At 59.6% G+C, this 22,652-nt stretch carries 23 protein-coding genes and 1 tRNA gene; 10 read left to right on the forward strand and 14 right to left on the reverse strand.

Annotated elements, in window-relative coordinates:
* Nucleotides 1-174 precede the first annotated feature (174 nt).
* Nucleotides 175-933, reverse strand: a complete 759-nt coding sequence (locus AC27VO_RS14935; protein WP_488667509.1) for a 3-hydroxyacyl-CoA dehydrogenase — start codon at nt 931-933, stop codon at nt 175-177.
* 250 nt (nt 934-1,183) lie between these two features.
* Entirely contained in the window at nt 1,184-1,735 is a 552-nt protein-coding gene (locus AC27VO_RS14940) for a phasin family protein (protein WP_488667510.1), read from the reverse strand.
* 265 nt (nt 1,736-2,000) lie between these two features.
* Between AC27VO_RS14940 and AC27VO_RS14945 the strand changes: the two genes are divergently transcribed.
* The 6 genes from AC27VO_RS14945 (at nt 2,001) to AC27VO_RS14970 (ending at nt 8,951) form a co-directional block, all read left to right on the forward strand.
* Nucleotides 2,001-2,462 carry an acyl-CoA thioesterase gene (locus tag AC27VO_RS14945; protein WP_488667511.1) on the forward strand — a complete coding sequence of 154 codons (462 nt, stop codon included), beginning with the start codon at nt 2,001-2,003 and terminating at the stop codon, nt 2,460-2,462.
* Nucleotides 2,463-2,592: 130 nt separating this feature from the next.
* Complete coding sequence (gene pncB, locus AC27VO_RS14950; RefSeq protein ID WP_488667512.1) at nt 2,593-3,807, forward strand: nicotinate phosphoribosyltransferase; 1,215 nt, start codon at nt 2,593-2,595, stop codon at nt 3,805-3,807.
* A complete protein-coding gene (locus AC27VO_RS14955; RefSeq protein ID WP_488667513.1) occupies nt 3,804-5,213 on the forward strand; it encodes a sodium:proton antiporter in 1,410 nt (469 codons plus the stop codon). Before pncB ends, AC27VO_RS14955 begins: the two co-directional genes overlap by 4 nt.
* A 4-nt stretch (nt 5,214-5,217) precedes the next feature.
* Complete coding sequence (locus AC27VO_RS14960) at nt 5,218-6,222, forward strand: 2-hydroxyacid dehydrogenase (RefSeq protein ID WP_488667514.1); 1,005 nt, start codon at nt 5,218-5,220, stop codon at nt 6,220-6,222.
* 111 nt (nt 6,223-6,333) lie between these two features.
* The gene (locus AC27VO_RS14965) at nt 6,334-7,734 is read left to right on the forward strand and encodes a DNA recombination protein RmuC (RefSeq protein ID WP_488667569.1); all 1,401 of its coding nucleotides are present in this window, start codon (nt 6,334-6,336) and stop codon (nt 7,732-7,734) included.
* 5 nt (nt 7,735-7,739) lie between these two features.
* Entirely contained in the window at nt 7,740-8,951 is a 1,212-nt protein-coding gene (locus AC27VO_RS14970) for an MFS transporter (RefSeq protein ID WP_488667515.1), read from the forward strand.
* A 77-nt stretch (nt 8,952-9,028) separates the two neighbouring features.
* Here the strand turns inward: AC27VO_RS14970 and AC27VO_RS14975 are convergent, their stop codons facing one another.
* The 10 genes from AC27VO_RS14975 to AC27VO_RS15020 all read right to left on the reverse strand — a co-directional run bounded on the left by AC27VO_RS14975 (nt 9,029) and on the right by AC27VO_RS15020 (nt 18,260).
* Nucleotides 9,029-9,913 carry an LOG family protein gene (locus tag AC27VO_RS14975; RefSeq protein WP_488667516.1) on the reverse strand — a complete coding sequence of 295 codons (885 nt, stop codon included), beginning with the start codon at nt 9,911-9,913 and terminating at the stop codon, nt 9,029-9,031.
* A gap of 91 nt (nt 9,914-10,004) precedes the next feature.
* Nucleotides 10,005-10,376 carry a fluoride efflux transporter CrcB gene (gene crcB, locus AC27VO_RS14980; protein WP_488667517.1) on the reverse strand — a complete coding sequence of 124 codons (372 nt, stop codon included), beginning with the start codon at nt 10,374-10,376 and terminating at the stop codon, nt 10,005-10,007.
* Nucleotides 10,377-10,428: 52 nt separating this feature from the next.
* The gene (locus AC27VO_RS14985; RefSeq protein WP_488667518.1) at nt 10,429-10,839 is read right to left on the reverse strand and encodes a monovalent cation/H(+) antiporter subunit G; all 411 of its coding nucleotides are present in this window, start codon (nt 10,837-10,839) and stop codon (nt 10,429-10,431) included.
* Complete coding sequence (locus tag AC27VO_RS14990) at nt 10,836-11,114, reverse strand: K+/H+ antiporter subunit F (protein WP_488667519.1); 279 nt, start codon at nt 11,112-11,114, stop codon at nt 10,836-10,838. Before AC27VO_RS14990 ends, AC27VO_RS14985 begins: the two co-directional genes overlap by 4 nt.
* A complete protein-coding gene (locus AC27VO_RS14995) occupies nt 11,111-11,602 on the reverse strand; it encodes a Na+/H+ antiporter subunit E (protein ID WP_488667520.1) in 492 nt (163 codons plus the stop codon). The genes AC27VO_RS14990 and AC27VO_RS14995 overlap by 4 nt, the downstream gene beginning before the upstream one ends.
* Nucleotides 11,599-13,314, reverse strand: coding sequence for a monovalent cation/H+ antiporter subunit D (locus AC27VO_RS15000; protein WP_488667521.1), 1,716 nt, complete (start codon nt 13,312-13,314; stop codon nt 11,599-11,601). The genes AC27VO_RS14995 and AC27VO_RS15000 overlap by 4 nt, the downstream gene beginning before the upstream one ends.
* Complete coding sequence (locus tag AC27VO_RS15005) at nt 13,311-13,676, reverse strand: Na+/H+ antiporter subunit C (RefSeq protein ID WP_488667522.1); 366 nt, start codon at nt 13,674-13,676, stop codon at nt 13,311-13,313. The genes AC27VO_RS15000 and AC27VO_RS15005 overlap by 4 nt, the downstream gene beginning before the upstream one ends.
* Nucleotides 13,676-16,633 (reverse strand): monovalent cation/H+ antiporter subunit A, encoded by a 2,958-nt coding sequence (locus AC27VO_RS15010; RefSeq protein ID WP_488667523.1) that lies wholly within the window; start codon nt 16,631-16,633, stop codon nt 13,676-13,678. The genes AC27VO_RS15005 and AC27VO_RS15010 overlap by 1 nt, the downstream gene beginning before the upstream one ends.
* A gap of 130 nt (nt 16,634-16,763) precedes the next feature.
* Nucleotides 16,764-17,120, reverse strand: coding sequence for a ComEA family DNA-binding protein (locus AC27VO_RS15015; RefSeq protein WP_488667524.1), 357 nt, complete (start codon nt 17,118-17,120; stop codon nt 16,764-16,766).
* A 159-nt stretch (nt 17,121-17,279) separates the two neighbouring features.
* Nucleotides 17,280-18,260, reverse strand: coding sequence for a bile acid:sodium symporter family protein (locus AC27VO_RS15020; RefSeq protein ID WP_488667525.1), 981 nt, complete (start codon nt 18,258-18,260; stop codon nt 17,280-17,282).
* A gap of 175 nt (nt 18,261-18,435) precedes the next feature.
* Here AC27VO_RS15020 and AC27VO_RS15025 point away from each other — a divergent pair, with 175 nt between their 5' ends.
* A complete protein-coding gene (locus AC27VO_RS15025) occupies nt 18,436-18,642 on the forward strand; it encodes a hypothetical protein (protein ID WP_488667526.1) in 207 nt (68 codons plus the stop codon).
* Nucleotides 18,643-18,676: 34 nt separating this feature from the next.
* Here the strand turns inward: AC27VO_RS15025 and asd are convergent, their stop codons facing one another.
* On the reverse strand, nt 18,677-19,528 hold the full coding sequence (gene asd / locus AC27VO_RS15030) for an archaetidylserine decarboxylase (protein WP_488667527.1): 852 nt from the start codon (nt 19,526-19,528) through the stop codon (nt 18,677-18,679).
* 160 nt (nt 19,529-19,688) lie between these two features.
* Between asd and AC27VO_RS15035 the strand changes: the two genes are divergently transcribed.
* From AC27VO_RS15035 to AC27VO_RS15045, 3 genes are all read left to right on the forward strand, one after another.
* The gene (locus AC27VO_RS15035) at nt 19,689-20,870 is read left to right on the forward strand and encodes an HPP family protein (protein WP_488667528.1); all 1,182 of its coding nucleotides are present in this window, start codon (nt 19,689-19,691) and stop codon (nt 20,868-20,870) included.
* Nucleotides 20,871-21,168: 298 nt separating this feature from the next.
* Complete coding sequence (gene infA, locus AC27VO_RS15040; RefSeq protein WP_488667529.1) at nt 21,169-21,417, forward strand: translation initiation factor IF-1; 249 nt, start codon at nt 21,169-21,171, stop codon at nt 21,415-21,417.
* A gap of 68 nt (nt 21,418-21,485) precedes the next feature.
* A tRNA-Pro gene (locus AC27VO_RS15045) sits at nt 21,486-21,562 on the forward strand.
* A 189-nt stretch (nt 21,563-21,751) separates the two neighbouring features.
* On the opposite strand, the gene AC27VO_RS15050 is transcribed toward AC27VO_RS15045, so the two are convergent.
* Nucleotides 21,752-22,147, reverse strand: coding sequence for a COG4315 family predicted lipoprotein (locus AC27VO_RS15050; RefSeq protein WP_488667530.1), 396 nt, complete (start codon nt 22,145-22,147; stop codon nt 21,752-21,754).
* Nucleotides 22,148-22,652 lie beyond the last annotated feature (505 nt).

The raw sequence follows: 22,652 nt of genomic DNA on the forward strand, positions 1-22,652 counted from the left end.
GTTGGTTAGAATACCGGCCTGTCACGCCGGGGGTCGCGGGTTCGAGTCCCGTCCACTCCGCCAGATAATCAAAAACCGCATTAACGAAAGTTAATGCGGTTTTTTTATTGCCGTTTTGCCGTTTCGGGGATTAAAAAACCTCCCGAAGGAGGCTGGTTAATGGCGTTTCAGTGATTATTTGGGTGCCAGGCGAATGGCGCCATCCAAGCGAATCACTTCACCGTTGAGCATATCGTTTTCAATAATGTGCTTGGCTAGCTTTGCATAATCTTGCGGAGTCCCCAGGCGGCTGGGGAAGGGGACGCCTGCAGCCAAGGCATCTTGCACTTCCTGTGGCATGCCAAACAGCATGGGGGTGCCAAAAATACCTGGTGCAATCGTCATGTTGCGGATGCCGTTGCGCGCCAGATCGCGGGCAATCGGGAGGGTCATGCCGACAATGCCGCCTTTGGATGCTGCGTAGGCAGCTTGCCCCATCTGGCCGTCGTAGGCCGCAACGCTGGCGGTGGAGATCAGCACGCCGCGCTCGCCCGTGGCTTCTGGCTCATTCTTGCTCATGGCTTCCGCAGCCAGGCGAATCATGTTGAAGCTGCCAATCAGATTCACTTGAATGACTTTTTGGTACAGCGCCAGGTTGTGTGCGCCGTTCTTGCCCACGGTTTTCTCGGCCGGGGCAATGCCTGCGCAGTTGACCAGGCCCATGAGCTTGCCCAGTGCGGTGGCACGCTGGACCACGGCTTGGCCCTCGGCCTCGTTGCTGACATCGCATTTCACATAGACGCCGCCGATGTCTGCTGCTACAGCTTGGCCTTTGTCTTCCTGCATATCGGCAATGACAACCTGGGCGCCGTTGGCAGCCAGCATGCGCGCAGTGCCCTCGCCAAGCCCCGAGGCACCGCCCGTCACAATGAACACCTTGCCTTGAATTTCCATGTCTTGCTCCTTGATTTTTTCGTTGACGTAAACGTCAATTATGAAAGCAGGTGCTGCGGAATGCCAGCCATCTGGGTGACGCAGGGGCGAAAAAAAACCCGGCTATAAAACCGGGTTTAAAAGGATCCAAGAAACGGGGGTTTCAAGAGGATCCAAGGAGACAACTGGGGACCAGATAACTGGTCGATGAAGGCATTCTAGGGTAAACCCTTGAGATTGTCTAGTACAAGTGCAAAAAATGCGAAGTGCTTCAGGCTTTGCTGCGGCCAGCAGGGGCCTGGGTGGCTGCTGCTGCAGTGGCAGTCACGGCTTTGAGGTTGGCTTCAGCCATGTCAGAGGCTTGCTTGACGGCCTTTTGAACGCTTTCGAAGGCGTTGTTGGCTACAGACACGGCGCTCTTCATGACTGCGACGGCAGTTTCAGAGCCGGCAGGTGCATTCTTGGCGGTGGACTCCACCAGATTGTTGAAGCCTTGTTGCAGCTCGCAAGCCTTGGATTCAAAGGCCTTGCTCACTTCGGAAGAAGTGCTGGTGGCAATGTTGTAGAGGTGGCGGTTGTAGGCCGCTGTTTTTTCGGCCAGTGGCTGGAAAAAGCTGCTTTGCAGTGCCAGCAGTTCCTGGGCGTCTTTCACATTCAGCAGGGCCTGGCTGTGGTTGGCCGCTTCTGCCAGCGCTGCGCGCGATGCGGCAACGTTGAGTTCCACGATTTTTTCCACGCCTTCGAAGGCTTTGGTGGTCAGGCCAAACAGTGTTTCGATGTTGGCTTTGTGTGCAGCGGTGATTTGTTCAGGGGTCAGTGCCATGGTGTGCTCCAGTCATAAAAAGGGAGGGTCGAAATAGCAGCTGCATCCTGTTCAACGATCTATGTTGCAGCGCAGCATGAAGCTATTCTTCAGCAAGCCAGCACGGGGAGCAAGCGTTTTTTGTGCGCTGCAACAAAAAATGTGGCTGAGCCGGACAAGCGGTCGCTATGGGGTGCGTGGACTGGGCGCTGCAGCATGCTGACAGTGGGCTGGCGCTGTCACGTGGATGCATGCGCAATGCGCTGGCTCACCGCACAATCAGCGCATGACATCGAACGCATCTTCTTCTGTGCGGCCTGCGCCGCAGCCGCGCAGCGCTTTTCGCGTCTGGCGTGACATTCCCACGCGCTGGTCTGACAACGATGTCTACGGCCATGTGAACAACGTCGTCTACTACAGCTGGTTTGATACGGCGGTGAATGCTTACCTGATTGAGCAGGGGGCTTTGGACATTCACCATGGCGAGACGATTGGCCTGGTGATTGAAACCCAGTGCAACTACTTTGCGTCATTGGCGTTCCCGCAGACCGTACAGGCGGGTATTCGTGTGACCAAGCTGGGCCATAGCAGCGTGCGCTACGAGATCGGTCTGTTTGCGCAGGGCGAGCCGCTGTGCGCGGCCGTGGGGCATTTCGTGCATGTCTATGTGGACAAGGCCAACCGCCGCCCTTGCGCCTTGCCTGCGGCTTTGCGCGCCGCGCTGGAGCCTTTGCTAGTCAGTGTCTGATCAAGGCGTTTTTTATAGCGCCTGGCGCTTTTGTACCAAGGGAAGTTGCGGGTTTTAATGCTTAAAACTTGCGCAACAGTGCAGACGGTTTGGCCTACACTGTGACTTTCGCCTCCCCCGTCTGCCGCCCATGATCATTACCAGTTTGTTGGATACCGACCTGTATAAGTTCACCATGATGCAGGCGGTGCTGCACCAGTTTCCTGGCGCGCAGGTGGAATACAAGTTCAAGTGCCGCAATCCAGGTGTGCAACTGGCGCCACTGGTGCAGGAGATCCGCGAAGAAATTCGCGCACTGTGTCAGCTGCAGTTTCAGCCAGCAGAGCTGGAATACCTGCGCTCGCTGCGCTTTATCAAAAGTGATTTTGTGGATTTTCTGAGCCTGTTCAAGCTCCACGAAAAGTACATCACGATCACCCCGCTGGCCAACGGCGAGATTGACATCACCATCCAGGGCCCCTGGCTGCACGTGATCCCGTTTGAGATTCCCGTGCTGGCCATCGTCAACGAGGTGTATTTCCGCAATACACAGCCGGTGCCGGACTTCATGGAAGGCCGCCGCCGCCTGGACGCCAAGATCGAATTGCTGCGCGGCGATACGCTGGAGGGGCTGAAGATTGCGGACTACGGCACGCGCCGGCGTTTTAGCCGTGCGTGGCACGAAGAGGTGCTGCGCGTGCTGTGCGCCCGCCTGGGCACGGGCCGCAAACGCCCAGCCCCGGGACATGGTCCGGGCCAATTTGCCGGCACCAGCAATGTGCTGTACGCCATGCGCCTGGGCATTACACCGCTGGGCACGATGGCGCACGAGTTCTTGCAGGCCTGCCAGGCACTGGGGCCACGCCTGCGCGACAGCCAGGTGTTTGGCCTGGAGACCTGGGCCAAGGAATACCGTGGTGATCTGGGGATTGCCTTGTCCGATGTGTATGGCATGGATGCCTTCTTGCGCGACTTCGACCTGTATTTCTGCAAGCTCTTCGATGGTGCACGCCATGACAGCGGGGACCCGTTTGTCTGGGGGGAGCGTCTGCTGGAGCATTACCGCACCAACCGGGTGGATCCGCTGAACAAGACACTGATCTTCAGTGACGCCTTGACCATTCCGCGCACGATTGAGCTGTACCAGCGCTTTCACGGCCGCTGCCAGCTGGCCTTCGGTATTGGTACCAATTTGACCAATGACCTGGGCTATGAACCCTTGCAAGTTGTCATCAAAATGACACGCTGCAATGGCCAGCCCGTGGCCAAGCTCTCGGATGCCCCCGGCAAAAGCATGTGTGACGATAAAAAGTACCTGGCCTATCTGCGCCAGGTGTTCGAGATTCCTGAGGAGACCACGGCATGAAGATGGTGCGATCTATAGCGCTGGCCAGCTTGCTGGCTGCGCCTGTCCTGGCGCAAGCTGCAGAGCTGAATGGGGCCAGCCTGGCGCTGGCATGGGCCATTCCTTTTGCGGGCTTGCTGCTGTCGATTGCACTCATGCCCTTGCTGCTGCCCAATGTCTGGCACCACCATTTCGGCAAGGTGACAGCGGCCTGGGCCCTGGCCTTTGTGATTCCGCTGCTGTTGACCCATGGCGTGGACGTAACCACCGCGAATTTGGTGCACGCCTTGCTGGCCGAGTACGTACCGTTTGTGATTTTGCTCACCGCGCTGTACGTGGTGGCCGGTGGCATCTACATCCGGGGCAGCCTGACGGGCACACCGGTGCTGAATACCGCCATTCTCGCCATAGGCGCGGTGCTGGCCAGCTTCATGGGCACCACGGGCGCATCCATGTTGCTGATTCGCCCGCTGATCCGCGCCAATGCGCACCGCACGCGCGTGGTCCACATCGTGGTGTTTTTCATCTTCATTGTCTCGAACGCAGGGGGCTCGCTCACGCCGCTGGGTGATCCACCGTTGTTCCTGGGCTTTTTGAAGGGGGTGGATTTCAGCTGGACGCTGCTGCACATCTGGCCCCAGGCGCTGTTCCTGATTGGCGCGCTGTTGGTGATCTTCTTTGTGCTGGACAGCTGGATGCACAAGCACGACAACAGCGCTTTGCCTGCCACCACCGGTGATATGGCACGTGAGCGCCTGGGTTTTGATGGTCAGCTCAACTTTGTGCTGCTGGGGGCTGTCGTAGGGCTGGTGCTGCTCAGCGGTCTGTGGAAATCGGATGTCGTTTTCACGCTGGCGGGCACCGATGTGGGCTTGCCCGGTTTGGTACGCGATGCGGGCTTGATTGCTGTGGCACTGCTGTCGCTGGCGCTGACCCCCAAGGCCGTGCACGCCAACAACCAGTTTGGCTGGGGCCCGATGCAAGAGGTGGCCAAGCTGTTTGCGGGCATTTTCCTGACCATCATTCCCGTGATTGCCATGCTCAAGGCCGGTGTTGATGGCCCGTTTGCTGCGGTGGTGCGCGCGGTCACCAACCCTGATGGCACACCCAACACGGCGATGTATTTCTGGGCCACCGGGGCTTTGTCGTCGTTCTTGGATAACGCACCCACTTACCTGGTGTTCTTCAACACAGCGGGCGGGGCCCCGGCCGTGCTGATGACGGCACTGGCGCCCACGCTGGTGGCCATCTCGGCCGGTGCGGTGTTCATGGGGGCGAACTCCTACATCGGCAATGCGCCCAACTTGATGGTCAAGGCGATTGCCGAAGACCGTGGTGTGCGCATGCCCAGCTTCTTTGGCTACATGCTGTGGTCCGTCGGCATCTTGGTGCCGTTGTTTGTGGTGATGACATTCATTTGGTTCTAAAGCTATGCGTAAACCGAGCATCCTGATTGCACGTGCCATTCCTGCGGAAGTGGTGGATTTTTTGCAGCAGCACTTTGAGGTGCAGGCCAACCCCGACGACATCGTCTGGTCGCCCCAGGAGCTGGCGCAGCAACTGCAGGGCAAAGACGGTGTGCTGACCACCGGCAGCCAGCGTATCGATGGCGCTTTGCTGGCTGCGTGCCCGCAGCTCAAAGTGGTGGCCAATATGGCGGTGGGCTACAACAACTTTGATGTGCCCGCCATTACGGCCGCGGGCGTACAAGCCACCAATGCCCCCGATGTACTGACCGAAACCACGGCCGACTTTGGTTTTGCCCTGCTGATGGCCACGGCCCGCCGCGTGACGGAGAGCGAACACTACCTGCGCGCAGGTCTGTGGAAAGAATGGCGCTACGACTTGTTTGCCGGTGCCGAAGTGCACGGCAGCACGCTGGGCATCATTGGCATGGGCCGCATTGGCCAGGGCATTGCCAAGCGTGGTGCACACGGCTTTGGCATGAAGGTGGTCTATCACAACCGCTCGCGCCTGTCGCCCGCGCTGGAGGCCGAATGCAAAGCCAGCTACGTCAGCAAAGAAGCGCTGCTGCAGACGGCAGACCATGTGGTGCTGGTGCTGCCTTACACCGCAGACAACCACCACACCATCGGCGCCGCAGAGTTGGCGCAGATGAAGCCCACGGCCACGCTCATCAATATTGCACGCGGCGGCATTGTGGACGATGCGGCGCTGGCCCAAGCCTTGAAAGCGCAGCGCATTGCAGCGGCGGGCCTGGATGTGTTTGAGGGCGAGCCCAGCGTCCACCCCGATTTGCTGACCGTGCCCAATGTGGTGTTGACCCCGCACATTGCCAGCGCCACGATGGCGACGCGCCGGGCGATGGCGCAGCTGGCGGCCGACAACCTGGTTGCGGTGCTGGGCGGGCAGCAGGCACTTACCCCTGTGAATACGCCGGATGGTGCAGCCAAAGCCCAGCGCTGGTCTGTGTAAACCATAGCTGCTTGCGCATGTTTTTAAAGGCTTTCAAATAGAAAACTATTTGAAAGCCAGGTTTTACTTGCGCTAGCAGCTATTTATTTTGAAGGAGTCTGTGTGGACTGGATGCCTTGGCTACTGCTGGGTGCACTGCTGCTGGTGTTTGTGGTGCAAGTGCTGCACTGGCTCAAGCCGCGGCCAGCGCCTGCCGACCTCGATATGCTCGAGCGCCTGGAGCACCTGGAGCGCGCCCTGCAGCTGACGCAGATGGCGGTGTCCAAAAGCGACGGTGCCATGCGGGGAATGGGCCAGCAGGTACAGGGGCTGGTGCATAGCCTGGGGCACAACCAGACCACGGCTGCCGACAGCTTGCGCCAGCTGGTGGACAGCCACATGCAGCGCCAGCTGCACGAAGCGCGCCACAGCCGCCAGGAGCTGCAGCAACACTTCACCCAACTGCAGCAGGCCCTGGCCCAACAGCTGCAGCGCCTGAACCAAGACAGCCACCAGACGGCCGAACAGTTGCGCGGCACGCTCAATGAACGGCTGGCCACCATCCAGGCCGACAACGCTACCAAGCTCGAAGAAATGCGCCGCACGGTGGACGAAAAACTGCACGCCACGCTGGAGCAGCGACTGGGCGAATCGTTCAAGCTGGTTAGCGACCGCTTGGAGCAGGTGCACAAAGGCCTCGGTGAGATGCAGTCGCTGGCCAGCAGCGTGGGCGATCTCAAGCGCGTGATGACGAATGTGAAGACGCGCGGCACCTGGGGCGAGGTGCAGCTGGGCGCCATCATCGACAACGTTCTGACCCCCGAGCAGTACGCGCGCAACGTCAAGACTGTGCCGGGCAGCGATGAGCTGGTGGAGTTCGCCATTCGCCTGCCCGGGCGCGACGATGAACACCCGGTGTGGCTGCCCATCGACGCCAAATACCCGGTCGAACATTACCAGCGCCTGCAGGACGCGCTGGATGCGGCAGACAAGATGGGCGTCATCGCCGCTGGCAATGCCCTGGAAAGCTCCATCCGCAATGAAGCGAAAAAGATAGCGGCCAAGTATGTGTCACCGCCATTTACCACCGACTTTGCCGTGATGTATCTGCCCTCGGAGGGCTTGTTTGCGGAAGTGATGCGCCGACCAGGGTTGGTGGAAGCCGTGCAAAATGACAGCCGCGTTGTCATCACCGGCCCGGCCAATCTGGCCGCCATGCTCAACAGCCTGCAAATGGGCTTCAAGACATTGGCTATCGAGAAACGTTCTTCCGAAGTGTGGGGCGTGTTGGGGCAGGTGAAAACCGAGTTCGCCAAATTTGGCGATGTGGTCGAAGCAACGCGCAAATCCATTGATGCAGCGGCCAAGAAGTTTGAGCAAGTCGATGTGCGTACGCGTGCCATTCAGCGCCGCCTGCGTACGGTGCAAGAGCTTCCCAGCCCTGCATCGGCTGCGCCACTGCAGCACCCTCTGCCCCCAGGAAGTGCCAGCGCACCGTCCTTCGTGACAGCGGCTGACCCTGAGGACGATTGAAGCTTGTGACTTGGTCTTTGATGCGCCTGATTCTGGCGCAAATCTCTATCCACGCCTGCATGACCGGCATGCGCATGGCCACCCCCTTGCTGGCTTTGCGCGAGGGCTACAGCCCAGCAGCGGTCGGTTTTTTGCTGGCGCTCTTTGCGCTGACGCAGGTCTTTTTGTCGCTGCCAGCAGGGCGCTATGCCGACCGCCATGGTCTCAAGCGACCCTTGGCGCTGAGCGTCATCGTGGCCAGCGTGGGTGCCGCTGCGGCCGTGGTGTTCCCGATCTACCCGGTGCTGTGCCTGGCAGCGCTGTGCAGCGGCGGCGCCTCGGGCGCGGCCATCATTGCCTTGCAGCGCCACGTGGGGCGTGAGGCGCACGACAAGGTCACGCTGCGTAAAGTGTTCAGCTGGCTGGCGATTGGCCCGGCCATCTCCAACTTTCTGGGCCCTTTTTGCGCTGGCTTGCTGATTGACTATGCCGGTGGCGAAGCCGCGAGCACCACAGGTTTTCGCGCCGCCTTCTTGCTGCTGGCTCTGCTGCCGCTGGGCGCCTGGTTCTGGGTGCGCACGGTGCAGGAGCAGCCTGCCGTGCAGCAGCCCGCAGCCGCCAAGAAAACCACGGCCTGGGACATGCTGCAAAACCAGGGCTTTCGCCGCTTGCTGCTGATGAACTGGGCGCTGTCCAGCTGCTGGGATGTGCACACGTTTGTGGTGCCTATCCTGGGGCACGAACGGGGCATGTCGGCCTCGGTGATCGGCACCATCTTGGGCGCATTTGCCATTGCTGCCGCTGCCATTCGCTTGCTGATCCCACTGGTGTCCGAGCGCATCAGTGAATGGAAGGTGGTGATGACGGCCATGGTTGGCGCTTGCGTGCTGTTTGCGGCTTACCCGCTGATGCCCAATGCCTGGGCGATGATGGTCTGCTCCATCTTGCTGGGTCTGGTGCTGGGGTCGGTGCAGCCGATGGTGATGAGCATGATTCACCAGATCACGCCGCCGCACCGCCAGGGTGAGGCACTGGGCCTGCGCATGATGGCCATCAATGGCTCCAGCGTGGTGATGCCCATGCTGTTTGGCTCCCTTGGCACGGTGGTCGGGGTGTCTGCCTTGTTTTGGGCAGTCAGCGCCATCGTGGGCGGCTCGGCACGTTTGCCCTGGTTGCTGGGCAAGCAAGACCTGCAGGCGGAAGCCGCCGTGCCAGCGATCGGCACGGACCGGCATTGAACCGGGCCGCAGCTGCGGCATGGCATAAAAAAAGCAGCCTCAGGCTGCTTTTTTTATGGGCGTGGCTGTGAGTGGGCTCACTCGGGCAACTGGTAGAAGTCGGTGATGATTTTCCAGGCTGCTTGCGGCGTGTCCACAAAGTGGAAGAGGCCGGCATCCTGCGGGGAAATCATGCCTTCTTCGATCAGCAGATCGAAGTTGAACAGCTGCTTCCAGAACTGGCTGTCAAACAAGATGATGGGTACGGGCTTGACCTTGGTGGTCTGCACCAGTGTCAGCACTTCAAACAGCTCATCCATGGTGCCAAAGCCGCCAGGGAAGGCGACCAGTGCCTTGGCGCGCATCATGAAGTGCATTTTGCGCAGCGCAAAGTAGTGGAACTTGAAGCTCAGCTCTGGGGTGATGTAGCGGTTGCCCTGCTGCTCATGGGGCAGCAAGATGTTCAGACCCACATTGGCGGCGCCTGCTTCAAAAGCGCCGCGGTTGGCCGCTTCCATGATGCCGGGGCCACCACCGGTGCAGATGTAGATGCGCTGATCTTGCGGCTGGCGCTGGCTGTGCGTGGCCACCAAGTGGGCGAATGCGCGCGCATTCTCGTAGCGTGCGGCATTGCGCACATCGCGCTCGGCAGCGCGGATCTGGGCGGCGTCGCCATTGGCCTGCGCCGTGGCCAGGCGGGTTTGCGCCGTGGCAGCGTCAACAAAGCGGGCGCTGCCATAGACGACGACCGTGTGCTCAATGCCATGGGCTTGCTGGCCCAGGTCGGGCTTGAGCATTTCCAGCTGAAAGCGAATGCCGCGCGCTTCACGGCGGGCCATGAATTCCGGGTCTGCAAATGCCAGGCGGTAGGCGTCCGGCAGCATGGGGTCAGCACTGGCGGCATCGCGGGCCGTGGTGGGCACATCCAGGGGGGCCAAATCTTCTGCCAGCGAGCGCTCGTGCAGGGATGTCTTTGCGTCCATAAATCTCCAATTGCACTATCACGGGAAAGTCGCCATCTTCGCAGATTGCCAGCGGCTTGGGCGCGAAAGATGGGTGCTGTGGAGAAGGGGGTTAACGCAAGGCGTGCACGGTGTAAATGCCGGCCATGGTGAGGCTCAGGGAGGTGCACAGATGCACCGCGGTCCAGGCCAGCGCCATGCCCCAGCGCTGGGTTTGAAGCAGGGCGATCACTTCGGCCGAAAAGCTGGAGAAGGTGGTGAGTGCCCCCAGAAAGCCGGTGATGATGGCCAGGCGCCAGATGGGGTCGAGCTGGGGCGAGGCATCCAGCCAGGCAATGGCCAGACCAATGCCATAGCCTCCGATCGCATTGGCTGCCAAGGTGCCCCAGGCCAGGTGGCTTTGTGCGCTGAGCCACAGACCCAGTTGCCAGCGCAGCAATGCCCCCAGGCTGGCTCCGGTGCAAATCGCAAGGACGTGGTGCATAGGTCTTATAGTGAAATAGGCATCTAGCCCTTATGGAGCAAGCGCTAGGTGCTTAACTTTTGGAAGCGTCAGCCTCGGCGGGCACGGCTGCTTCTTCAGGTTGCGGCTCGTTGGGCACGATGCGGCTGATGCTGGGTGGCACATCACGCCCGGCCCGGCGCGCGCGGAACAGGGCAGCGCGCATGAGAAAGATGGTGGTGATGGGCACCGTCACCGCAATGAAGACCGCAATCAGCAGCGCGTGCAAGGCCAGGCCTTTGCCCGTGGCGCTGAAGAACACAAAGGTGGCCCACATGATCAACCAGCAGCCCATGGTTGCAATGATGGAGGGGGCGTGCACCCGCTCGAAATAGCTCTTGAGGCGCATGAGGCCCAAAGAGCCCAGCAGCGCAATGATGGAGCCACCGAGCACCAGCACGGCAATCAGGACTTCGGCCCACAGCGGCAGAGGAATCTCATTCATTCAATCACCTCGCCGCGCAGCAAAAACTTGGCCATGGCGGTGGAGCCCACGCAGCCAAACAAGGCAATCAGCAGGGCCGCTTCAAAATACATGGAAGAGCTGTACAAAATGCCCAGCACCAGCATGGCCAGCATGCCGTTAAGGTACATGCAGTCCAGGGCCAGCACGCGGTCTTGGGCAGATGGGCCCTTGAGCAGTCGTGTGAGTGTGCAGGCCATGGCCAGCACCAGCAGGAACAGGGCCAACGACAGCACCCAGATCAGCCATGGGCTCATTCGAAAATCTCCATCAGTGGGCGTTCGTACTTGGTTTTGACATGCTCGATGACGCTCTGCGGGTCGTCGACTTCCAGCACGTGCATGAGCAGTACGGAACGGTCACGCGACATCTCTGCCCAGGCTGTGCCCGGGGTGATGCAGGTGATCATGGCCAGCACGGCCAGGCCATTGGGGTCTTGAAGTTGCAGCGGAATGTGCACAAAAGCTGCGGGGTGCCTTCGCAGCTTGGGAAACAGCAAAAAGCGCACAACCTGGAAGTTGGAGACAGAGGTGTCGACCACCACGGTGCAAAACAGCTTGAAGATAGTCCAGGGGTGACGCACGCGCACGGGCAGCGGGCGCAGGCCGCGTGTCAGCACGGGAATCAACAGGCCCAAGATAGCACCCAGCACAATGTGCCCCTTGCTGACGGAATGGTTCAGCAGCAGCCACAACACAAACAGCGCGACGGACAGCAGCGGTGCAGGAAAGAGCAGCTTCATCATGGCTGGGCCTCCGGTGCGCTGACAGGTGCTGCAGGCAGCGGGATGGGGTTGGGAATGGGCTGGGTATCCATCACGGCTTGCACATAGGTGCCTGGCGCGTGCAGGGCATTGGCCGCATTTTGGGTGTACTGCATCACAGAGTCTGCTTTGACGGTCAGCACAATGCACAGCGCCATCAGGGCGGCAATGGGCAGCCCCTCGGAGATGCGCAGCTCTGGCGTGCCGCGCTCGTGCGTGGCCCAGAAGTGGCGAATGCCCGCGCGGGTCAGTGCAATCAAAGCGAGCAGACCGGTGCTGATCATCAAGCCCATCAGCACCCAGCCCCATTGACCGGCCTGGTAGCCGGCCGATTGGCCCAGCCCCACGGGATTGATCAAATTGCTGAGCATGGCGAACTTGCCAATAAAGCCGGACAGCGGGGGCAGCCCTGCCACCACCAGCGTGCACATGAGGAAGGCCAAGCCCAGGAAAGCAGCAGACGCTGGAATGGCGCGACCAATCAGCACTTGCTCGTTTTCATCGAGATTCAGGCTCTGGGTGGGCACCAGTTCGGAGTTGAGGAACGGCGCCTCTTCGTCATCGATGTCCACATTTCCTTCATTGCGCCAGCGGTCCATGATGTCGGCCAGCATGAACAAAATGGCCACTGCCAGCGTTGAGCTGGGCAGGTAATAGAGCAGACCTGCGGTGAGCATGTTCTGGCCAAAGCCAATTGCCGCCAGCAAGGTGCCCGAAGACAGAATGGCGGCGTAGCCCGCAAGGTGGGTCAGGCGCGTGGCGGCCAAGATACCGATTCCACCAAACACCATGGTGGCCATGCCGCCGGCGATCAGCCACATTGAGCCAAAGAGCGCAGAGTCACCGGCTTCGCTGGAGAACATGAGCGTCCACAGGCGCAAGATGGTGTAGATGCCCACTTTGGTCATCAAGGCGAACAAAGCACCCACGGGGGCGGTGGCGGCACTGTAGGCCGGCACCAGCCAGAAGTTCAGCGGCCAGACGGCAGCCTTGATCAAGAAGGCCGTCGCCAGAACCCCGGCGGCGGTGTGTAGCAGGCCACGGTCGGCGGCTGAAACCTCTGGGATGGCCAGTGCCAGGTCGGCCATGTTCAGCGTGCCGGTGAGGCCGTAGAGCATGGACACGCCAATCAAAAACAGCGAAGACGCGGCCAGATTGATGGCGATGTAGTGCATGCCCGATTGCACACGCATGCGGCCAGAGCCGTGCAGCAGCAAGCCGTAGGAGGCGGCCAGCATGATTTCAAAGAACACAAACAGGTTGAACAGGTCTGCGGTCAAGAAGGCGCCGGACAGCCCCATCAGCTGCAGCTGGAACAGGGGGTGAAAGTGCACCCCGGCTTTGTGCCAGCGCGCGGTGGAAAACAGGCCGCTGGCCAGCGCAATGCTGTAGGTCAGCACCAGCATCAGGGCGGTCAGGCGGTCTACGGCCAGAGCAATGCCAAAAGGTGCTTGCCAGTTACCTGGCAGGTACACCCCCATGGTGGTGCTGGAGCCAGCCTGATCGGCCCACAGCAGCAGGGCAATGGAGGCCAGCAGACCGAGTGCGGTAGAGCCTACGTTCATCACCATCTTGGCCTGCTGCTGCTCTTCCTTGAGAAGCAGCATCAGGGCGGCTGTCAGCATGGGCAGCACGATGGGAATGAGCATGAGGTGCGGCATCAGCGATGCCAGCCATGCAAGAACCAGGCTCATGGCATCTCCTGCACGTCACGACTTTTGACACCATCCACATGGTCGGTGCCGGACATGCCGCGCGAAGCCAGCAGCACGACAAGGAAGAGGGCTGTCATGGCGAAGCCAATCACGATGGCCGTGAGTACCAACGCTTGGGGCATGGGGTCTGCATAGTGCGCCAGCGTTTCAGGGATGCCGGGGCGCAGCACGGGTTCTTTATCGATAGCCAGGCCCTCGCGCCCCATGCTGAAGATGAACAGGTTGACGGCATAGGACAGCAAAGACAATCCCACGATGACCTGGAAGGTACGCGGGCGCAGCAGCAGCCACACGCCGGAGCCAGCGAGCACGCCAATGGCAATGGCCAATACGGTTTCCATCAGCGGTCTCCTTCCTGAGCAGCTTGCTCTTCTTGAATACGGGCGTGGTAGCGGTGGCCGCGTACCGATTGGTGGGCAATAGCCGTCAAGATCAGCAGGGTGGAACCCACAACCAAGGTGAAAACTCCTATGTCAAAGAAGGTGGCGCTGGCCAGGTGAATCTGACCGATCCATGGCACGCTGAAATGGAAGGTGTGGCTGGTCATGAAGGGATAGCCCGCCAAGATGGAACCCAGTCCTGTGAGGATGGCAAACAGCAGGCCAAAGCCGATCCAGCGGCGCGGGAACAGAGGCATGTGGGCCTCGACCCAATGCGTGCCGGAAATGATGTATTGCAGCAGCAGCGCCACAGAAAACACCAGGCCTGCCACAAAGCCGCCACCGGGTTCGTTGTGGCCACGCATGAACAGGTAGATCGACACCAGGGTGGCAAACGGCAACAGCAAGCGCACCAGCACAGCGGGCACCATCAGGTAGCCCACCGCCGTATCTGCGGCATGGCGTGGGTTGATCAAATCCGTCTGCAAGTCGCCTGGGATGTAGCGTTGCTGCTCTGGAATATCCATGGTTTCACGGGCCGGGCGGAAGCGCCGCAGCAGCGCATACACCGTCAGTGCCACAACGCCCAGCACAACGATTTCACCGAAGGTGTCAAAGCCCCGGAAGTCCACCAGCATGACGTTGACCACATTGGTGCCACCGCCCTGGGTGAGTGCGCGCTCCAGGAAGAACGTCGAAGTGCTTTCCGGGAAGGGGCGGCTCATCATGGCAAAGGCCAACCAGCCCACGCCACCACCTGCAGCCAGCGCAATCACCAGATCGCGCGCGCGGCGTGCACGTGCCGACAGCTCGGTGGACAGCGCTGGAATGCGCAGATTCTTGTCGCGCTTGGGTAGCCAGCGCAGTCCCAACATGATGAGGACGGTGGTGACGACTTCCACCACGAGCTGGGTCAGGGCCAGATCAGGGGCGGAGAACCACAAGAAAGTGATGCAGGTGCACAGACCTGCGCCGCCCAGCATGATCAGTGCGGCCATACGGTGGTACTTGGCTTTCCAGGCGGCGCCCAGGGCGCACAGTCCGCCGAGTGTCCAGAGCAGCACAAACGCAGGTGACAGCGGCAGGTTGGCGCGGTTGCCCAACTCCAGGCCGCGTATCCACAGCGGGAGTACACCGGCACCAAGTGCGACCAGCACCAACCACAGCATTTGCCACTGCAGATGCTGGGTGCTGAGCAGCTGACGGGTGTTGCGCGCCAGCAGGCTCAGCCGCGCAATGACATTTTCGAAAATGCGTTTGCCGTTGAGCGCAAACAGCACAGGTGCTGCATCGCCCAGCACGCCCAGCACGCCCAGCACGCCCAGCACGCCCAGTTTGCGCAGCCAGCGCAGGGTGATGTACAGGGCAATACCACCGAGCAGCGCAACCACACTCATGATCAGTGGTGTGTTGATGCCGTGCCAGATAGCCAAGCTGAAGTGGGGCAGGTTGCCCCCGACCACCGGCAGGGCTGCGGCATTGAGGAAGTCGCCCACCGCCCAGGCGGGAAGAACGCCAACGAGCAAGCAAATCAGCACCAGCAATTCGACGGGCACGCGCATCCAGTGCGGTGGCTCATGGGGTTTGCGGGGCAGGTCGGTGGCTTTCGGGCCGAAGTACACATCCGCGGTGAAGCACAGCGAATAAGCCACGCTGAACATGCCCGCAATCGTCGCTGCCAGCGGCAGCACGATGCTGACCCAGGGGCTGGCATCGATAAACACCGTCTCGGCAAAGAACATTTCTTTGGACAAGAAACCATTGAGCAGAGGCACGCCTGCCATGGCCGCGCTGGCAACACAGGCCAGCGTCGCCGTCACTGGCATCATCTTGCGCAGCCCCGAGAGGCGGTCCATGTCCCGCGTACCGCTTTCATGGTCGACAATGCCAGCGGCCATGAACAGCGAGGCTTTGAACGTTGCGTGGTTCATGATGTGAAACACGGCGGCCACAGCGGCCAGCGGGCTGTTCAAGCCCAGCAACAAGGTGATCAAGCCCAAGTGGGAGATGGTGGAGTACGCCAGCAAGCCCTTGAGGTCGCGCTGGAACATGGCCAGAAAGCCACCAAGCAGCAAGGTCGTGATACCTGCACCGCCCACCAGCCAGAACCATTGGTCGGTTCCTGAGAGCACAGGCCACAGGCGCGCCATCAGAAACACCCCCGCCTTGACCATCGTGGCGGAGTGCAGATAGGCCGATACCGGCGTCGGGGCTGCCATGGCATGGGGCAGCCAGAAGTGGAAAGGAAATTGCGCGCTTTTGGTCAGAGTGCCTAGCAAGATCAGCACCAGCATGGGGGTGTACAGATCGTGCGTGCGTACCTGGGCTCCGGCCGCCAAGACATTTTCCAGGTCGTAGCTGCCAACGATATGGCCCAGGATCAGCATGCCGGCAAACATGCACAGTCCGCCGGTGCCTGTGACGGTCAGCGCCATGCGCGCACCGCGGCGTGCGTCTTTGCGGTGGTGCCAATAACCAATGAGTAAGAAGGAGAAGAGGCTGGTCAGCTCCCAGAAGAACACCAGTTGAATGATGTTGCCGGAAAGTACCACCCCCGACATGGCACCCATGAATGCCAGCAAGAACGAGAAAAAGCGCGGCACAGGGTCGGCTGGCGACATGTAGTAGCGCGCATACAGCACCACGAGAGAACCGATGCCCAGCACCAACATGCTAAAGAGCCAGGCAAACCCATCCATGCGGACCACGAAATTCAAACCCAGTGCGGGCAGCCACACCAGCTCTTGGCGTATCACCCCGCCATCTGCAATCTCGGGGAAAAACAAGGCAGCTTGCACGGCACAGGCCAGCGCAATGATGCCTGCCAGCGTGGATTCCGTATTCCGCGCGTTGGCCGGTAGAACAGCAGCTAACAAGCTGCCAATGAACGGTAAAAGAATGAGAGAGATCAGGGGCATGAATGAGGATTCAATGGGGCAGTGGTCTCTTGGATGTGCTCTGGATGAGTGCGCACAAGGTGAAACTTTGTTGCGCTGAAATAAAAAAAGCCCGCCATAGGCGGGCGTTTTGTAAGCATAAAGGAGAAATTCAGCTCTTCTCTGGTTTTTTGCTTGCTGTTTGTGCGGGATTTGCAGGTTTTTCACTGCTGGTACTTGGCTTGGCAGCGGGCTTGCCTGCTGGTTTGTAGGCTTGGCCATTCACAGTCAGTCCTTGTGCAGATAGTTTGCTGGCCGAGTTGTCGCCAATGCCTTTGACGCGGCCGATCAAGTCATCCCAGTTTTTGAAGGGGCCTTGCTTGCGGGCATCCATGATGCGCGTTGCTGTTGCCGGCCCAATCCCTTTGACTTCCTGCAGGTCTGTGTGACTGGCTTTGTTGACGTCTACGGCGGCCATGGCAAGCGCGGCGTAGAAGGCAAGAAAAATTGCAATCCATTTCTTCAGCATATGCATATCTTCCCCAAAAGGTTTGAGTGGATGGTCTGTGCACCAGAGGTGTGCATGGACATGTTACGAATCACGGGGACGCGCAGAAACTAGGGTTGAGGTAATTCTGGTTATGCGGTACGAAGGGGACTGAAGGTCGCAATCCCCTCTTGGGGCACGTTAAATTGCCGGGTTGTCTGCTTGGCGTCCATAGCGTGCAGCCAGGACAGCGGACACCATCAGTTGCATCGGGTGAAACAGCATGACGGGCAGCACCATGGGGCCTACGGCGGCGGCGGTGAACAGCACTTTGGCCATGGGGATGCCGCTGACCAAGCTTTTCTGTGCGCCACAGAACAAGATGGTGGCTTCATCTGCGGTGCTGAAACCCAGGCGGCGGCTGATCCAGATGCACCAGCCCATGGAGCACGCCAAGATCAACGCGCAGACGACAAACAGCGTCAGCATGGCTGTCAGCGGCATCTGCTGCCACAAACCCGCGACCACGGCACCGCTGAAAGCAGCGTACACGACGAGCAAGATAGAGCCCTGATCAATGATTTTGATTTTGCTGCCCAGGCTTTGCAGTACCCCCCTGGTCCAGGGGCGCAGCAAATGGCCAATGGCGAATGGCAGCAGCAGTTGCATGGCAATTTTGCCCACGGCTTCCAGTGGGTTGCCGGCACTGGCGGTGTGGCTCAGCAGCACACCGACCAGCAAAGGGGTGAACACAATGCCCATCAGTGTTGAGCCTGATGCACTGCACACCGCTGCAGGAATGTTGCCGCGTGCAAGGCCGGTGAGGGCAATGGCGGATTGCACGGTGGCGGGCAGGGTGCACAGGAACAGTACGCCAAGCACCAGCTCATGCGGCAGCAGCTGCGACAGCAAAGGCTTGAGCAGCCAGCCCAGTAGCGGAAAGAACGCAAACGTTGTGACCGTCACCAGTATGTGCAGGCGCCAGTGGCCAATTCCCGCCAGGATGGCTGGGCGTGAGAGCTTGCTGCCATGCAGAAAAAATAGCAAAACAATCACTGCACTGGTGACTTTGTCGAGCACAAAAGCAAACGGACCGGAGGCCGGCAGGAGGCTGGCGAGCAAAACAGTGCCAGCCAAAGCAAGGGTGAAGTTGTCGGGGCGAAAACGTGCCAGGGAGCGCATGGTCGGTGGTGGAGTGGCGAAAAGAGAGAAAAAAAAGCGTGTGGTTGAAAAAAACTTAATTTTTCCGAAGTGTGGCCGATATGAGTGTTGTCCGTATTTTTGAAGGCGTGTTCTTATGTTGCTAGTCAGCCCCGGTTCCCCAGATTCTGCTCACGTGCACCATGAGCGATCCAACATGTTTCAAATGCCAGTCTTCAAGCCTGGCGTGCAAGTCATGGCTGGCAGCAGCCGAGAAACCGTGAGCCATGTTGTGCTGCGCCGCCGCGAAATGATGGTGTATTTGGTGGGTAAGGAAGAGCCTGTCAAACCCGATCGCCTGAGTCTGGTGCCGACATGGTTCACCACCAAGCGTCGTCCCGAAGTGTTGAATTGGTACCTGTGAATTGACATAAAAAAAGCTCCTTTCGGAGCTTTTTTTATGTGGCCGTTTGTTGTGCCATGGCCTCGCCCAAGCGCACGGGGGTCGCAGCTTCCCAGTGCGCAGCGAATGTCAGATCGCTGGCGGGGGTGAGTAGCACAATGGTGGAGCCCAGCAAGAAGCGCCCCATTTCCGCGCCTTGAGCGAGCTGGATGTTCTGGTCGGCGTAGTGCCACTCGCGAATTTTCCCAGGGCGTGGTGGGTTGACCACGCCATGCCAAACGGTGGCCATGCTGCCCACGATGGTTGCACCCACCAGTACCATCACAAACGGCCCCAGAGGGCCTTCGAAAACACACACCACACGTTCATTGCGCGCAAACAGGCCGGGCACGCCGCGCGCTGTGGTGGGGTTGACGGAGAACAACTCGCCTGGAACATGAATCATGCGCAGCAACTTGCCTGCACACGGCATGTGAATACGGTGGTAGTCGCGCGGGCTCAGGTACACCGTAGCAAAGTGACCATCCTGAAATTGTGCGGCCAGTTGCGCATCACCACCCAGCAGGGCTTGGGTGGAATAGTGGTGGCCCTTGGCTTGGAAAATCTGATCGCCCTGGATCGGGCCAATCTGGCTGACAGCACCATCTACCGGGCAGATCCAGTCTGCCTGTGCCAGCGGGCGCGCGTCAGGCTTGAGTTCACGCGTGAAAAAAGCATTGAAGCTGGCATATGCGGCAGGGTCGGGGTTCAGGGCCTCCGACATATTCACTTGATAGCGCTGGATGAACCACCGAATCACGGCAGTGGTGGCAGCGCCACCCTGCAAATTGGCCAGGCAACCCATGAGTCGCGTGAGCGCTTGCTTGGGCAGAAAGTATTGAGGCAGGACCGAGAGGCGATCAGACACGAGTAATGAGTGGGTGAGAGACAAAGGTGGGGATTCTATCGGTAGCGCCGAAGGCTATGCCTAGGTGTGACACCGACTTGATCTGATGAGCGGCAAAATGCCAAGCCATGTCTTCGTTGTAATCCGCGCATGGCCTGCGTGAATGCTCTAGGTACTTACGGTGGATCCTTTTAAACATTCTTCAACCAGCACGCTGGACGCCAGCCGGGCGCAGCTCAGTCGCTGGGGCTTGTGGTTGCGTAATTTTCTTCCTGCTTCGGTGCGCATTGGTTATGCGGAAGCCTTTCGCATGTCGCTGGGGATTGCCATCGGTTTGCTGATTACTGGCGTGCTATCGCGGTGGTGGGCTGGTGGTGCAGCCAGCATGTGGATGGTTTCTTCACTGGGGGCCAGTGCAGTCTTGCTGTTTGGTATGCCGGCCAGCCCCATGGCGCAGCCGTGGCCAGTGCTGGTGGGGACGGTGTTGTCGGCGCTGGTGGGTGCTGCGGTGCAGGCCCTGATTGCGGATACCGCTGTGGCTTGTGCGGTAGCCGTTGGGCTCTCGGTAATGCTGATGGTGCCGCTGCGCTGCATGCATCCGCCTGGTGCAGGCTTTGCTGCATATGTGGTGCTGGAGCACATCAATGGCGTGACCCTGGTGGCTTTCCCTGTGCTGTTTAATGTGGCGGTGCTGCTGCTGTGTGCTGTGGCCTACAACACCATCACCGGTGCGCGCTACCCCCATCCCCAGCACAGTCTGCGGCGCGGCTTCAGCACCGAGGGGGGCGGGGCATTTGCGGCAGAGGATCTGGATGCGGCGCTGCAGCACTACAACCGGGTGCTGGACGTCAGCCGTGCCGATCTGGAGGGTTTGCTGCATATCGCTGGGCGCTCTGCCTTCAACCGCAATTTTGGCAATTTGCGGTGTGTCGACATCATGTCGCAGCCAGTGTTTGCTGTAGAGCCTGGGGTGCCGCAAAAAGAGGCTTGGGCGTTGATGCGGCAGGAGCGGGTGAAAGCGCTGCCGGTGGTGGATGCGCAAGGGGTGGTGCTGGGCATGGTGAGTATTGCGGACTTTGTGCGCCAGGCCACACTGGATGCGCCTGAAGGGGTGGTGCAGCGTTTGCGCCATCTGGTGACCGGGCGAGGGGCGCATAAAGCCAAGGTCGAAGCACTGATGGAGACGGATACCCAGGTGGTGCAGGCCAACTGCCTGCTGGTGGATTTGGTGCCACTGTTTTCGGCAGGGGGGTGCCACCACTTGCCGGTGGTGGATGCGCAGCGTAAGTTGGTGGGCATCGTGACGCAAACGGATTTGATCCGTGCACTCAGTGCGGCGATCAGTGTGCCGACACAGCGCTGAAAGCCTTGGGGCTTGTTGTGCCGAGGCGTCAAAACCAGAAGGCGGCCCTTTAATTTGGCGCCGCATGCCGGGCATGTTTCCTGGTTGCTGAAGGAAATTGGGCTTAGCGGCTACAATCAATGGTTATTTTTGTAGCTGACTGCGCTGCATTTTTCCGTTGAGGCCCTCTGTTCGGTTTGCGCCGTGCGCAACCTTTCTCCGTCGTGCACTACGACACATGTCTTGCCGTACAGGCCATGGCATGGGTTTGAAGCAAAGGCGCCGCAAACAGATACCTACCCTTGAGAGTTGATTGAACATGGCAAAAGAAGAACTGATTGAAATGCAAGGCTCCGTGACCGAAGTGTTGCCAGACTCGCGTTTTCGCGTGACGCTGGAAAACGGTCACCAGCTGATTGCATACACCGGCGGCAAGATGCGCAAGCACCACATCCGTATCTTGGCGGGTGACAAGGTGTCTTTGGAAATGTCGCCTTACGACTTGACCAAGGGCCGTATCACCTTCCGTCACCTGCCTAACCGCGGCCCTGCACCCAGCTCGCGTTAAAACAAATTGCAGTTTTTTTTGAGTTTTGCAAAGTAGCTTGAAATTTCTGCTTATAATTTGAGTCTTGTCGGAGCGTAGCGCAGCCTGGTAGCGCATCTGCTTTGGGAGCAGAGGGTCGCGAGTTCGAATCCCGCCGCTCCGACCAAAAGATTGAAGGACTAGATCGAAAGATCTAGTCCTTTTCTCGTTGTGCGCTTCCAATTTTTGCTGGTGCGAGATGCTGTCTCATTGGCGCAAAAAAATGCAGTTAGCCCTTGGGGGGGGGGAGGGTGCTGATTGCTCACAAAAATAATAATTGAGTCGAGCGCTGCTGAGTGTTGGGTATTTTTGCGGCTTACGGTTTGGCTACATGCCATGCGTTGCCCATGCCGTCGCCGGTAGCATCACCCGGTTTGCCATCCTTGGCCCAGTAATACAGCGGTTTGCCCTGATAGGCCCATTGCTTGGCGCCATCGTCGCGCATCACCACGCTCCAGTGCCCGATGGGGCGTGCGCTGGCAGGGGCCGTCAGAGGTGGCCAGTTGGTGGCGCAACTTCCGTGGCACATGCTCTTGCCGCTGCCGCTCATATCGCGGTCAAATACATACAACGTCATCTGGTTGGGGCCCACCAGCCTGCCATTGAGCACAGTCCCCGGTGATGTGGTGCTGGGGTTGCTTGGTGCGGTGTGGCAGGCGGTGAGTGCTGCCGCCGCCGCGACGGCCAGTGTGAGGGATGTGTAATGTCTCATGCGGTTCTCCTGGGGCGTCCGCTCCGCATGCCCTGTTGCATGCAGGCAAAAACGTGTGCAAAGGAAAGTGCACAACAGCTTGTGCGGGGGAGATGGATTGTTCCTGGGCTGCGCTTGGATTGGCGTAAGGGGGATCTGCTTTGGGTGTCAGCCGTGGTGCTCTGCGTGGGCGCTGTAGTGGGTGGTTGGCGTGAGTGCTACGATGGACTGGCACTTGAAGGAGGTGTTTCCATGAGCCGGACAATGACCATCCTCGCTGTGATTGGCATGCTTGCTGCCTTGTATGTTTTAAATAAATACGGCCTGTACTGATGTGGCCATTGAAGGCCGCTTCAAGTGGCAGATGCATCGCAACCGTTGACCCTGGGCATTGGGGTGTTGACGGTCAAATGTGGTGCAAGCCCTTTGCAGGTAAGCGCAGCCTGCTCTCAAAAAAGTATTTTTCTGCTGCAGTGTGGCTGGTACGTGCAATGGTGGTGCTGCGCGGCACTCGCGGGTGAGTGCG

It is taken from the genome of Comamonas sp. 14P8.1.4 (assembly GCF_057799285.1).

What these genes read in the sequence shown, in the direction of transcription:
- AC27VO_RS14935 (WP_488667509.1), bottom strand. Translation starts at nt 933, where the DNA reads ATGGAAATTCAAGGCAAGGTGTTCATTGTGACGGGCGGTGCCTCGGGG.
- AC27VO_RS14940 (WP_488667510.1), bottom strand. Translation starts at nt 1,735, where the DNA reads ATGGCACTGACCCCTGAACAAATCACCGCTGCACACAAAGCCAACATC.
- AC27VO_RS14945 (WP_488667511.1), top strand. Translation starts at nt 2,001, where the DNA reads ATGACATCGAACGCATCTTCTTCTGTGCGGCCTGCGCCGCAGCCGCGC.
- pncB (WP_488667512.1), top strand. Translation starts at nt 2,593, where the DNA reads ATGATCATTACCAGTTTGTTGGATACCGACCTGTATAAGTTCACCATG.
- AC27VO_RS14955 (WP_488667513.1), top strand. Translation starts at nt 3,804, where the DNA reads ATGAAGATGGTGCGATCTATAGCGCTGGCCAGCTTGCTGGCTGCGCCT.
- AC27VO_RS14960 (WP_488667514.1), top strand. Translation starts at nt 5,218, where the DNA reads ATGCGTAAACCGAGCATCCTGATTGCACGTGCCATTCCTGCGGAAGTG.
- AC27VO_RS14965 (WP_488667569.1), top strand. Translation starts at nt 6,334, where the DNA reads ATGCCTTGGCTACTGCTGGGTGCACTGCTGCTGGTGTTTGTGGTGCAA.
- AC27VO_RS14975 (WP_488667516.1), bottom strand. Translation starts at nt 9,913, where the DNA reads ATGGACGCAAAGACATCCCTGCACGAGCGCTCGCTGGCAGAAGATTTG.
- crcB (WP_488667517.1), bottom strand. Translation starts at nt 10,376, where the DNA reads ATGCACCACGTCCTTGCGATTTGCACCGGAGCCAGCCTGGGGGCATTG.
- AC27VO_RS14985 (WP_488667518.1), bottom strand. Translation starts at nt 10,839, where the DNA reads ATGAATGAGATTCCTCTGCCGCTGTGGGCCGAAGTCCTGATTGCCGTG.
- AC27VO_RS14990 (WP_488667519.1), bottom strand. Translation starts at nt 11,114, where the DNA reads ATGAGCCCATGGCTGATCTGGGTGCTGTCGTTGGCCCTGTTCCTGCTG.
- AC27VO_RS14995 (WP_488667520.1), bottom strand. Translation starts at nt 11,602, where the DNA reads ATGATGAAGCTGCTCTTTCCTGCACCGCTGCTGTCCGTCGCGCTGTTT.
- AC27VO_RS15000 (WP_488667521.1), bottom strand. Translation starts at nt 13,314, where the DNA reads ATGAGCCTGGTTCTTGCATGGCTGGCATCGCTGATGCCGCACCTCATG.
- AC27VO_RS15005 (WP_488667522.1), bottom strand. Translation starts at nt 13,676, where the DNA reads ATGGAAACCGTATTGGCCATTGCCATTGGCGTGCTCGCTGGCTCCGGC.
- AC27VO_RS15010 (WP_488667523.1), bottom strand. Translation starts at nt 16,633, where the DNA reads ATGCCCCTGATCTCTCTCATTCTTTTACCGTTCATTGGCAGCTTGTTA.
- AC27VO_RS15015 (WP_488667524.1), bottom strand. Translation starts at nt 17,120, where the DNA reads ATGCTGAAGAAATGGATTGCAATTTTTCTTGCCTTCTACGCCGCGCTT.
- AC27VO_RS15020 (WP_488667525.1), bottom strand. Translation starts at nt 18,260, where the DNA reads ATGCGCTCCCTGGCACGTTTTCGCCCCGACAACTTCACCCTTGCTTTG.
- AC27VO_RS15025 (WP_488667526.1), top strand. Translation starts at nt 18,436, where the DNA reads ATGTTTCAAATGCCAGTCTTCAAGCCTGGCGTGCAAGTCATGGCTGGC.
- infA (WP_488667529.1), top strand. Translation starts at nt 21,169, where the DNA reads ATGGCAAAAGAAGAACTGATTGAAATGCAAGGCTCCGTGACCGAAGTG.
- AC27VO_RS15050 (WP_488667530.1), bottom strand. Translation starts at nt 22,147, where the DNA reads ATGAGACATTACACATCCCTCACACTGGCCGTCGCGGCGGCGGCAGCA.